General features: G+C 56.0%; 9 protein-coding genes. All 9 read right to left on the bottom strand.

What is annotated here, in order from left to right; genetic code table 11:
* Positions 1-98: 98 nt before the first annotated feature.
* The 9 genes from D777_RS06315 to D777_RS06275 all read right to left on the bottom strand — a co-directional run bounded on the left by D777_RS06315 (position 99) and on the right by D777_RS06275 (position 12,309).
* Positions 99-851 carry a response regulator gene (locus D777_RS06315; RefSeq protein WP_036129543.1) on the bottom strand — a complete coding sequence of 251 codons (753 nt, stop codon included), beginning with the start codon at positions 849-851 and terminating at the stop codon, positions 99-101.
* Between the two features lie 48 nt (positions 852-899).
* Positions 900-1,580 carry a sensor histidine kinase gene (locus D777_RS06310; protein WP_036129646.1) on the bottom strand — a complete coding sequence of 227 codons (681 nt, stop codon included), beginning with the start codon at positions 1,578-1,580 and terminating at the stop codon, positions 900-902.
* 32 nt (positions 1,581-1,612) lie between these two features.
* Positions 1,613-3,253, bottom strand: coding sequence for a tetratricopeptide repeat-containing response regulator (locus D777_RS06305; RefSeq protein ID WP_036129542.1), 1,641 nt, complete (start codon positions 3,251-3,253; stop codon positions 1,613-1,615).
* A 7-nt stretch (positions 3,254-3,260) separates the two neighbouring features.
* Positions 3,261-6,767 (bottom strand): hybrid sensor histidine kinase/response regulator, encoded by a 3,507-nt coding sequence (locus D777_RS06300; protein ID WP_036129541.1) that lies wholly within the window; start codon positions 6,765-6,767, stop codon positions 3,261-3,263.
* Between the two features lie 50 nt (positions 6,768-6,817).
* On the bottom strand, positions 6,818-7,324 hold the full coding sequence (locus D777_RS06295) for a hypothetical protein (protein ID WP_036129540.1): 507 nt from the start codon (positions 7,322-7,324) through the stop codon (positions 6,818-6,820).
* Positions 7,325-7,421: 97 nt separating this feature from the next.
* On the bottom strand, positions 7,422-9,188 hold the full coding sequence (locus tag D777_RS06290) for a sodium:solute symporter family protein (RefSeq protein ID WP_036129539.1): 1,767 nt from the start codon (positions 9,186-9,188) through the stop codon (positions 7,422-7,424).
* 6 nt (positions 9,189-9,194) lie between these two features.
* Entirely contained in the window at positions 9,195-9,458 is a 264-nt protein-coding gene (locus D777_RS06285; RefSeq protein WP_036129538.1) for a DUF4212 domain-containing protein, read from the bottom strand.
* A 212-nt stretch (positions 9,459-9,670) separates the two neighbouring features.
* Positions 9,671-10,378 (bottom strand): 3'-5' exonuclease, encoded by a 708-nt coding sequence (locus D777_RS06280; protein WP_036129537.1) that lies wholly within the window; start codon positions 10,376-10,378, stop codon positions 9,671-9,673.
* A gap of 14 nt (positions 10,379-10,392) precedes the next feature.
* Positions 10,393-12,309 carry a putative nucleotidyltransferase substrate binding domain-containing protein gene (locus D777_RS06275; RefSeq protein ID WP_036129536.1) on the bottom strand — a complete coding sequence of 639 codons (1,917 nt, stop codon included), beginning with the start codon at positions 12,307-12,309 and terminating at the stop codon, positions 10,393-10,395.
* Positions 12,310-12,331: the final 22 nt, after the last annotated feature.

Raw genomic sequence — 12,331 nt, 5'->3', positions numbered from 1 at the left:
AGTGTGGCGTTGCCCATGTGAGAGTAGGTCATCGTCAGGCGCCTAATACCTAAACCCCAGCATCCCCGATGCTGGGGTTTTTTATTGCCTGAAAAAACTTACTTCCCGACTAACTCTACAAGGCCATCGATGATCCCCCGGAGCAGATCGAACTGTTCATTGGCGTTGTTGATATGGTTATCAAGAAGGCTGGTTTGCCATGAGGCCAGCCAGACGACTATCCCTACAGTCAGAAGCATTGCGACACCAAACACCCTGGTCCGGGATCGATCTCGGTTAGATCTTTCCAACTGCTCGTTTCTCAGCTTTTTCACTGTCAGTCGTAATTCCCTGACTTCTTCTTCCAGTTCTTCGTATGCAACCTCTACCGTTGACAGTCGTCCGGTAATTCGTCGTGAGGCCTGTTCGATGCTTTCCCGGGCGCCTTTTTCAGCACCCTGAACGGCGTCCCTCAAGGATTCGCTCTTTTCGGGTTCCGGAATACCGGTAAGGATTCTGTCCAGTGTGGCACTCAGCTGTTCACGATCGACCTGTTTATGAATGACACCCGCAGCGCCCAGGGCTTTGGCTTCCATGAGATACTTTTGTGCGTTCTGGGAGGTGTACATAAACACGGGGATGTCCCGTGTGTCTGGCTGGCTCTTGAGCTTCTTTAGGGCTTCGAAGCCGTCCATACCCGGCAACAGGTGGTCGAGGAAAATGAGGTCAAAAATCTGGCTGTGGAGCAGGTCGAACGCTTCTTCTGCGCTTGCAACGCCCTGGCTTGTGACATCGGCTTTGCTAAGCATGCGTGAAAGTAGGATTCGTGCTGTCGACGAATCCTCAATGATGAGTGCATGTCCCCGGGCCATACGATTCTTCCTCCCTGTGTGAATCCGGCGCTCCTGAAAGGTTATTGCTCAGGGTAACCAGATCTCGAACACGCCACCACCGAATTCACCACCATTATGCAATTTGATCGAACCTGTGGAAGTGCCCTCGCTGTGCAGCTTTGCAACTGAGGAAGCGAAAAACAGCCCCAGGCTGGTGCTGCCGCTGTTGAAATCGAGGGACTTGAACGTCAGCGTGCCACTGAGTTGCATACTGGCGGGGTAGCCCTTTCCATCGTCCTCGACACCGATCACGAGATAGCCATCCTGCTCCCGGGCAGTTAGGCGGATTTTACTCTTGGTGTATCGAATGGCGTTATTGATGGTGTTGTTCAGTACGCCAGTGAGAAGATCGGCATCGAAAAATCCGTTGATGTTATCGGCATCTATGGTGCACTCAATTCCCAATCCCTCCAGGAGAGGGGTGTGTCGGGCCATATGCTCTGAGAGGAAGTCCGGAACAAAGTGTTCTTCTATGTGAGCCGATAGGTTGTTTTCACCGAGGCGATAGATGCCCAGCAGTTGAACCAGATCGTTGTGCATGCGTTCGGCTTCATACTGAAGCATGTTGAACTGGTTCGAACCACCGAGAGTGTTTTCATTGTCGTGACGAAGCTCATCCAGACTGTTCAGCAGCATGCCCAGTGAATTTTTCATGTCATGCACTGCTGAGGCCAGGACCATGGAAAAATCAATACCAGGGTCTTTCAGAGGCGTCTCGTGCGCGGGCAGGTCGGAGTCCGTCATGTCATTCCCTCCAGCTTCCTTTTCAATGCGGTATAGCGCCGATACTGTCGGTGTTGCTCCGGCAGGGTCTCCAGCCGATCGATCAGTGCACGGCATTTGGCGACGAGGTCTCCCTGGTTTGCTTCAGCTTCCGATTGCTTAAGATAAACCTGGATGAGGTTGAGATTCAGAGCGGGGTGGTCCGGGACAACGCTCAGAGCTTTGGTAAACGCATCGGCTGCTGCATCCAGTTCGCCGGCTTCGAATGCCTTTATACCCTGGCGTGTGAAAGCACGGGCCTGGAGTTTCTGGCGGAAGCCTACGGGTTCGTCCAGTAGCGCCTCGATCTTTGAGAGAACATCTGGGTTGTCGGAAAATCGTTGGGCCAGGTCGGCGAGAAGCTTTTTGGCATCCCCTGGATGGTTGAGCCGGAACAGGGTCTTCGCATAGTCCAGACCGGCCTCGGCAGACGATGCCCCGGCCTCTTCAAACTCTTTCCGGACGGCCGTTAATATCTTCTCCGCCTCCTGCTGTCGTCCCTGACCGGCATGGACCCGGCATTGAATAATACGGCTCCGGGTACCAATACCGTCCTCATCGGAAAACCGCTTTTCCATTTTGCCCAGTATGCTCAGTGCCTCGTTGGCCTGATCCACACCGTCCGCTTCGGTATTACCTTCGCTGAGGTCCGACAGTGTCTGACTCAGGGCCAGGTAGTGCTCTGAGCTGTCGTGAATCGAGTAGGTGCCAAGCGCTACGGTCCGCCGCCAGGCATCGGCTGAAGTGTTCATGTCCTGGTTAGACGCCGCAAGCTCTGCCAGGTGTTTCTGGCGAAGCAGGGCATTGGGCGAGTGTTCAATTGCCTTCTGAAGTGCCTGCTGTGCCTGTGGTAGGCGCCCCTGGCGTTTCAGCCCTTCGGCCATCAGGTCATAGGCTTCCATGTAGTCGGGGTGGCTTTCGATCAACTGCTGGAGTCCCTGGACTGCGTCGTCATAGTTGCGGTTGGCAAGCAAGACTTTGCATTTACCCAGCCTTGCCCATGACAGTTCCCGTTGTGCTAATACGTCGTCGTAGACTTTAATGGCATGGGTAAGGTCACCGAGCTGAAAATACAGGTCGCCAAGGGTTTTCATCAGCCAGGTTTTATATCGGGGCTGTTTGGGCAGCATTTGCAGACACAATGAGATCGCCTCGGGATAGTTTTCACGATCAATTTCCCGGTTGATCGGAAGCAGCGCATTGCGTTGCTCAATTAGGCTTCCGAGTCGCTTCTCCAACATCGCACGGTTGATAGGTTTTGTCAGGTAACCGTCAGGTTGGTATTCCCGTGCACCCATTACCATTTCCTTGGAGGTTTCAGCGGTGACCATAAGGAAGAGAGATGAGCGCCTGAGCAATTTCTTGTGTCTCAGCTCCTCAAGCACATGCTGCCCGTTCTTTCCTTCGCCAAGATTGTAGTCGCAGAGCACGACGTCAACATGGTTGTAGGTACAGTACTGGATAGCTGGCGCTGCGTGGCCGACCAGCTCGATCTTGTCGGCACCACAGCTGCGGAGCATTTGTCTCATGGAAAGGCGAAAGCTTTCGAAGTCATCAATAATCAGATAACTGAGCTTCCCGAATGGATTTGCGCTGCCTTTCTGTGACGATGAGATCATGCAGTTTCTACTTTAGAAGTTTATTAACCATTGCCCGCAGTGCCGCGGGCTTCACTGGTTTGTACAGTATATGGTAGCCACGATTGATCGCATCTTCCCGGACTTCCGGGGCCATATATCCAGTAATCAGGATGCCGGGCAAATCTTCGCCAAGATCGTTGCGAAGCGCATCCATGGCATCCAGCCCGTTTTTGTTGTCGTCTAGCTGGTAGTCCGCGAGGATGATTTCGGGCTTTCGGCCGCCGAGTTTGATACGGGCATCTTCCAGGCTCTCCGCAGCAGTGACGTTGCACTGCCAGTTACCGAGCAGCGCGACCATGCCTTGGAGAATGGCGGGATCATTATCAATGCAGAGAACCTGCAGCCCGCCAAGACTGGACACCCGGCGAGAACCACTGCTGGATTTCGCTGCCGCCTGGTGGTTCTGATCCGGCGCCGCTATCGGTACCGTGATGCCAAAAACGCTGCCCCGGCCCTGAATCGATTGAACACTGACTGGATGATTCAGCATGCCGCTGATTCGATCAACGATTGCGAGACCAAGCCCCAGACCTTTCTTGTCCCGCCCCTGCTGGAAGCGGCGGAACTCCTCAAAAATATGGGCCAGCTGGTCTTCCGGAATACCGGGGCCCGTATCCCAGACTTCAATTCGCAGGTACCCCTTCAACCGCCGGCAACCCAACAGGATTTTGCCGTCGGAGGTGTACCGGATGGCATTGGACAGGAAGTTCTGTACAACCCGTCGCAGCAGCTTTGAATCGGAGCGCACCCAGGCGGTGCTGGGAACTACATGCAGGTCCAGCCCCTGATCCTTGGCAATAGCGGAAAAGTCTGTGGCGAGATGCCGGAGCAGATCATTGACGGGAAACACGCCGATGTTGGGTTCCAGAGCGCCGGCGTCGAGTTTCGAAATATCCAACAGGGTGCTGATGATCTCTTCGGCCGCCCCCAGGGAGCTGTCGATATGATCGACCAGGTCTTTCATCTCTCCGTCGTTGGCCTTGCCCGCGAGAGCGGAGGTGAACAGTCGAGCCGCATTCAGAGGTTGTAGGAGGTCGTGACTGGCGGAGGCCAGAAAGCGGGTCTTACTCTGGTTGGCCTGTTCGGCAACGGACTTCGCTTTGAGCATTTGCTCGTTGATGACCTGTAGCTCCTGAGTGCGCTCCTTCACCCGCTGCTCAAGATAGATATTGGTTTCCTTGAGCGCCTGTTCGGTCCGTCGCATGGCGGTGATGTCCTGGAACGTCGTCACGTAGCCGCCGCCTGGAATCGGGCTTCCGTCAATGCGCAGAACGGTTCCGTCAGGACGCTGGCGCTCGTAGGACATCGGTCGACCTTCGCGCATGCTGTCGCAACGGTTGGCGATGATCTCATCGATCCGCCGGGCGGACAGGTTGGCATTGGTCAGGTTATAGCGCATCAGATCTTCCACCGGCCGGCCGACCCGGACATACCCCTTGGGGTAAGTGAACAGTTCCAGGTATCGATGGTTCCAGACCACCAGCTGTTGCTGGTGGTTGACCACGGATACCCCGAGGCTGATGTTTTCAATCGCTGACTGCAGCAGCTCCCGGCTGAATGTCATGGCCTGAGAGGCTTCATCGACAATGCTGACCACATCCTCGATTTGCATGTCCCGGCCGGTCAGCGTTGATTCGAGCACGACCCGGGCGGTGGAGGCGCCAATAACGGACGCCAGCTGCCGCTCAATATACTTCATCAAGTGCGCAGACGCGGGGCGATGAGGGTGCAGGCGTATGGCGTTGCGGCGTTCGTAATTTCGGAAAATGGTTTCCGAGCGTTCTTCCCCCATGAACCGGTCTGTCAGTGCCTGGAGGTCTGAAGTCAGGATTTCGCCCTGCCAGCTCTGGTGCTGTGCGGTCTCTGCCTTGGGCTGGGGGTCGTGGAAAAAGGAGGCGATCTGAATCTTTTCCCTGACCCGTTGGCGGGTAAGCATGGACAGTACGATGTAAGTGACCGTATTGACGCCAAGGCTCCAGATGATGCCATGGCTGATCTGGTCGAGTTCGGAACCGAACAGGGCGGTGGGACGGGTCCAGCTGAAGCCCATAAATCCTTCGTTCACCAGGGTGTTCGACAGCCACCCGGTTGTCGCCAGAGCAGGCAGGAGCAATGTGTAACTCCATACCAGGAAGCCAAGCCCCAGACCCCAGACTGCGCCCATGTAATTACCCTGGCGCCAGATGATGCCGCCCACGAGGGCCGGCCCGAACTGGGCAGCAGCGGCGAAAGAGAGCAGGCCAAAGGCTGTCAGGCTGTAGTCCTCCCCAGCCATGCGGTAGAAGCCATAGGCGGTTAGCAATACAACAAAGATGGCGACCCGACGGATGCTGAGCAACAGATAACTGAGGTCGGTTCTGCGGTTCATTCCCGGTCGGAAGAACTTGAGCAGGGCCGGCATGATGATTTCGTTGCTGACCATGGTGGCAATGGCAACCGAGCATACGATGACCATGGCAGCAGCGGCTGAACCGCCACCGAGGAACGCAAGGATCGCCAGCCACTCCTTTCCGGCCATGATGGGGAGTTGGAGAATCAGAATGTCCGGGTTGGAATTGACCCCCTCTGGTGCCAGCATTCCTGCTGCTGCAATCGGGAGCACAAAGGCACTCGCAACAATCAGGTAGATTGGCATTGCCCAGCGGGCGAACTCGAAATCCCTGTGGTCGGTATTCTCCACGACCATGACGTGGAATTGCCGGGGAAGGCAGATAATGGCCAGCATCGCCACCAGTGTCTGGGTAATGAAAGCCGGCGCTTGTAAGCCATCGGTTGTCAACGTCCCAACCAGATCTGCTTCCTGAACGCGACTGAACAGATCGCCGAAGCCGCCATAGAGCCCAAAGCCCACGAAAAGCCCCACCGCAACAAAGGCCACCAGCTTGATCAGTGATTCGAACGCAACCGCCTGGATCATGCCGCGATGATGTTCCGTGGATTCCAGGTGGCGGGTTCCGAACAGTACCGTAAACACCGCGAGGGCAAGGGTGATGTACCACGCGGAGTCATTCCAAGCGGCGGAGCTGAGTTCCTGGTACCCGCTACCGGTCTGGGACAGTACATTGAACCCCATGGCGATCGCCTTCAGTTGCAGCGCGATGTAGGGAACACTGCCAATAAGCGCAAAGGTCGCAATCATTGCCGCCAGGAGTTGCGATTTGCCGTAGCGGGAGGCGATGAAATCGGCGATCGACGTACTGTTGTTCCGTTTACTGATGTAGATGATTCGTCGAAGAAGCGGCGCCCCAAACACAAAAACAAGCAGGGGGCCCAGATAGATCGGCAGGAAGCCGAGGCCCTCCTGGGTAGCACGCCCCACGGCGCCGTAGAATGTCCACGAAGTGAAGTAGACCGCCAGGGAGAGAGCGTAGATGTGGGTGCGGGCCAATCGCTGCCGATAGAGCCCCGGATGTTTGTCACCGGCCCAGGCGATGACAAACAGGATGGAGATGTAGGTGATGGAGATCAGTACCAGCAGCCAGGCGCTTATCATGGAACGCTCTTTTCGTCGTAAACAGCTTCAGGTGACGGAGAGATATCGAATCAGCTCGAACAAACCGTCCGTACGAGTGGATCAGTCTGATCCAGAACTTTCATATTATCGACCCTTGGTGTGCCATCGGATCCGAGCGGGACGAGTTCCAGGCTCTGACAGTTGATCAGATGAACCCGATGGGAGACTGCGTCTGTCATCTTTTGCTCGAACCGATACAGCGTGAAGCGGACAATATCCGGGTTGCCGGTATCCCTGCCAATGCTATCCACGTCTACGGTAGAAAAGGCAGTGACATAGGGGAACGCAAAGGTCCATGGACGCCAGTAAATACCGTCGTCTTCGGTGTCCACGATGACCGCCTCGTCGGGCAGCAGACTCTTCTTGTGTTCGTACCAGGTGTACTCCCCGTGAATCAGGTAACCCAGCATGCCGGCTCCGGCAAAGACCGGGATAAGCCAGCGTGGCGCCTTTTTCTTCGTCAGGGTGCGAATCCCGAGGGCAATACCGGCCGCGCCCAGGCCGCAGAATACAGTGGCTACAAAGGTCCAGAACATAAAATCAATTCCTCAAAAAAGAACGGGCTCCCTCAAGGAGGAAGCCCGTCCGTTATCAACCTGTCAATTCAATGACTGACTCAGGCTGATGTATTGCTTAGTGGTCTGAAGCCTGACCGGCACCGCGTGGGTAACGGACGCTTTCAACCAGCTCCTGAATCTCAACGGGCGGCTCTTCAGTTGCGTTGGATACAACGAAGGCTACCGCAAAGTTGACGATTGCACCAATGGCACCGATGGACAGCGGGGAGATCCCCAATACCCAGTTTTCCGGGGTGTCTGCCAGGTTGTTGGTGCCCGGGATGAACAGCCAGCCCTTATACACGAAGATGTACACCAGGGTGAAGGTCAGACCGGAGAGCATACCTGCGATGGCACCCTTGTTATTCACCCGCTTGGAGAAGATACCCATCATCAGGGCCGGGAACAGGGATGCGGCAGCGATACCGAAGGCCAGGGCAACCACCTGTGCCGCGAAGCCCGGAGGATTCGCACCGAGGTAGGTTGCAACCACGATGGCTACGGCCATGGAAATACGAGCTGCCATCAGTTCGCCTTTATCCGAGATATTCGGATTGAAGCGCCCTTTGATCAGGTCGTGACTCACCGCCGAAGAAATTGCCAGCAACAGACCCGCCGCAGTGGACAGAGCGGCGGCCAGACCACCTGCTGCGATCAGACCGATGACCCAGCCTGGCAGATTGGCGATTTCCGGGTTGGCCAGTACCAGGATGTCCCGGTTTACGGTCAGCTCGTTGCCTTCCCAGCCGCGTGAATCCGCTTCTGCCTTGAATGCTTCGCTGTCGTTGTAGAGCTGGATGCGACCATCTTCGTTCTTGTCTTCAAACTTGATCAGACCGGTGACTTCCCACTCTTTAACCCAGTTCGGACGCGCTTCGTACTCGATCGGTGCCGATGCTGTGCCATCCGGGTAGATGGTGGTCATCAGGTTCAGGCGAGCCATGGATGCAACGGCCGGTGCTGTCAGGTACAGCAGGGCGATGAAGACCAGAGCCCAGCCGCCGGACCAGCGAGCGTCAGCAACTTTGGGTACGGTGAAGAAGCGGATGATAACGTGCGGCAGACCCGCAGTACCGATCATCAGAGACAGGGTGAACAGCACCATGTTGAGTTTGTTATCAACGTCGGCGGTGTATTCATTAAAGCCAAGATCGGTGATGACCTGGTTCAGTTTGGTCAGCAGGGGAAGACCGGACTCAGTGTGGGTCGAGAACATACCCAGACCAGGAATCGGGTTGCCTGTCAGTTGCAGGGAAATGAACACTGCAGGAATGGTGTATGCAACGATCAGAACGCAGTACTGAGCAACCTGGGTATAGGTGATGCCCTTCATGCCACCGAGAACGGCGTACATGAATACGACAACTGCGGCGATGATCAGCCCCATAGTGGCGTCTACTTCCAGGAAGCGGGAGAACGCGACACCGGCACCGGCCATCTGACCGATTACGTAGGTGACAGAAGCCACAATCAGACAGATTACAGCCACCAGGCGCGCATTGCTGCTGTAGTAACGGTCACCGATGAACTCGGGAACGGTGAACTTGCCGAACTTCCGCAGGTACGGAGCCAGCAGCATGGCCAGCAGAACATAACCGCCAGTCCAGCCCATCAGGAAGGTAGAGTTTGCATAACCACCGGCGGCGATCAGGCCTGCCATGGAGATGAAGGATGCCGCTGACATCCAGTCCGCGCCGATGGCGGCGCCGTTGGTGATCGGGTGAACGCCGCCACCTGCCACGTAGAAGTCTTTGGTGCTACCGGCTTTCGCCCAGATAGCGATACCGATGTAGAGGAGGAAGGACCCCCCTACGAAGATGAGGTTGATTGCAAATTGGCTCATTCGTTCTTACTCCTCGTGTACGCCGAATTTTTCGTCGATCTTGTTCATGCGCCACGCGTAGTGGAAGATCAAAACGATGAAGGTAAGAATTGAGCCTTGCTGGGCAAACCAGAAGCCAAGATCGGTTCCGCCGACCCCGATACCTGCAAGCATGGGACGAAGAAGAATGGCAAAGCCGTAAGACACCAGAGCCCAGACAATCAGGCTTCCGAATATCAGACGGAGGTTCGCCTTCCAGTATTGTTCAGCGTCGTAGCTATGACCTGACATAGGTTTCACTCCTGTGTTGTTGTTGTGGAGGTTGGGTGGGTTTGTTGAGAGCTTTTGTGGTTAGAGAATTTATTATTCATATAAGTATTTCTCCGACTGTTGTCTCTTCTGACTTTACTTGGCAACTGATTTATAGATATTGGCAAAAGGTCTAATTCTCAGGTATTTGCCGTGGTTTCGGCCGTTTCCGTGATGCTGATTAGACTTATGTCTCAGAACCGATGCATGTTTTGCAGGCGTCGATGGTATTTGAGCTTGTCATTCAGTTCGTGAAGGGTTTTGACCCCGTCTTTTCCTGCCTTGTTCAGTGCGGCCAAGGTCAGTTCGGCGGTCGCGAGGGCATCGGCGGCGGCATGGTGACGTGCGCTGACTTCCAGGCCAAAGTAGTCGGCCCAATGGTCGAGGCCTTTACCGCCGGTTTTCGCGTCCGGAAAGAAAGCAGGGAGGATGTCCGCAACATCCATCCAGGTGTGGGGCTGGGTGTAGCCAAGTTGTGCCTTGAGGGTCTTTTCCAGAAATTTCTGATCAAAGGCGGAGTGATAGGCAAGGATGGGGTCGCCATTCATCCATTCGAGAAGGTAAAGCAGGGCATCCTCCGTTTCATGGCCCTGAGTCAGCGCTTCAGTGCCGATGCCGTGGATCAGGACAGTCTCCCGGATGTCCAGTTCGGGGCGACGCAGGATCAGGTCGAACTGGTCATCCAGCGGAATTGTGCCGCCTTGAATGGCGACAGCGCCGATGGCAATAACCTCATCTTTGGAGGCGTTGAGGCCGGTCGTCTCCAGATCCAGAACGATCAGCCGGGACTCCGAAAGCAACTGGTCTCCAGGGGCTTTGGGGTGCGGCAGGTTGTCGGGATTGTGGCTGCCGATGACGCCGCCACGACGCCTATCCAACCATTGTTTGATGTGCTCCAGCATGGTCGCTCAGTGCCTCAGAGTTGATACGTGACTTCGAGCTTCTGCTGCAGACGCTGCGCTTGCCGGAAGGACTCCCGAAGAATCCGCCGGTCCAGCGGATTCAGGTCGTCAGGATCGATGTAGTTGGTGAGCTCCTCGCCGCGATCCAGCATTTCCTGATGGGCGCGCATGCGAATGGCCTGAATCAGGCTGTAGCCCTCCTTCCAGGCATTGGCGTCTTTGGGGTCAAATACGCCGTTACGGGCCAGTGCGTCCATTCTCTCCAGTGTGTTCGCGGCCTCCACGCCGTTTGCCAGTGCAAACACCCGGACCGATTCCACGAAGGGCGCCAGGCCCTGTCGCTTCAAATCAAGCGAGTGTTTGTTACCTTCATTGAGATAACGGAAATTGCGGAACATGGTCAGGGGTGGTTTTCGCTGGAGTGCGTTGCCGGCCAACATCTTCTGGAACAGGGCATTCTTCCGGATTCGGGTAAGTACGTTCTCAAGCAGACGATGAAGCGGTTCCATCGGTCCAAACACCGCCCGCATATCGAGGAAAATCGAGGAGTACACGAGGTTCTGGGGCGTGGATGCCTCGATGAAGCGAATGAACCAGTCGTCCCATTCCCGTTCGCTCAGGCACAGCTTGGGGTTGCTTGCCATGATGTTGCCCTTGCAGAGGGTGAATCCGCATTCTGCGAGCTCATCATTGATGGTCCGCGCGAAGGGCAGGAGTTTTTCTCTGGCCTCGTCTTCGGTCATGCCCTCGGGCGTCTGGAACAGGATGCCGTTGTCCTGGTCTGTGAGAAGCGTCTGCTCTTGCCGTCCTTCGCTGCCAAAGGTAAGCCAGGTGAAGGGAATGCCGGGGTCGTTCTTTTTCAGATTAAGTTCCAGTACACGGCGCACGGTCACGTCGTTCAGGGTAGTGATGATTTTGACGACCTGTCCGGAATCTGCACCATGGGCGAGCATGGCATCCACCAAGCGGGAAACGTCAGAGCGCAGGCTGACAAGCGTTCGCAGGTGGGTCGCCGTGCCGATCGTTCGAGCCAGGTTAACGAGATCAACCCGCTGAAGGGAGAAGAGATCGCGCTCTGAGACAACGCCGATCAGGTGGTCGTCCGCGTCAACAACGCACAGGTGTGCGAAATGATGTTCGGCCATGAGCATGGCGGCTTCGAACGCATCGGCCTGGGCTGGGAGGCGGCAGGGGTTCTGGGTCATGACCTGCTGGATCGGCGTGTCCAGAGGAAACTCCCCCTTGGCGATCATGGACCTGAGATCCCGGAGAGTAAAAATGCCGGTCGGATGCCGGTTGTCATCGGTGACGATGATGCTCCCCACGTTGTTCTCATGCATCCTGGCGACGGCCTTGCGCACGGGCACATCTGGTGAGCAGACAATGGGATTGCGGAGCGCGTATCGCTCCAGCGGGGTGTCCAAAGTGTTGCTGGAACCCATGGATGCCATCGCGCTGGACTGAATCCTCTGGTTTACCTGGTCCAGCAGGCTGCTGACACCCCGAATGCAGAAATCACGGAAGGTCTCGCTTTCCGAAAACAGCGTAATAAATGCGTCCTGTTCAATGCTCAGGCAGAAAGTGTCACCCGATGCGCGGTGCAGCGTCCGGGTCGGGCGCTCGCCAATCAGGGCTGCCAGGGGGAAGCATTCGCCCTGGCTGATCTCAAAGGTGGTTTCCAGCCGGTCCTCTTTCTCATTGTGGCGTTCGCCACGAATCCGTCCCTGCTTTACCACGTAAAATCTCTTGACGATTCCGTCATCCGGGGAGAGCACCGCATCGCCATCGGCAAAAAATCTCAGTGTGGCATGCTCGGCGAAATGAGCGAGGTGCGGGTCTTCCATGCTTGAGAAAGGCGCGTGTTCACGGAGAAAGCCCATGATTGCTCGGGTGTTCTGAGGGCGGGAACTGTCCTGATTCGCTGCGGCCATGTTTGGCTCCCTGAGTCGAACG

Source organism: Marinobacter nitratireducens (genome assembly GCF_000708045.1).
Taxonomy (GTDB): domain Bacteria; phylum Pseudomonadota; class Gammaproteobacteria; order Pseudomonadales; family Oleiphilaceae; genus Marinobacter; species Marinobacter nitratireducens.
Note: the sequence above shows the minus strand (reverse complement) of the source record. Positions and strands in the feature narration are given on the sequence as shown.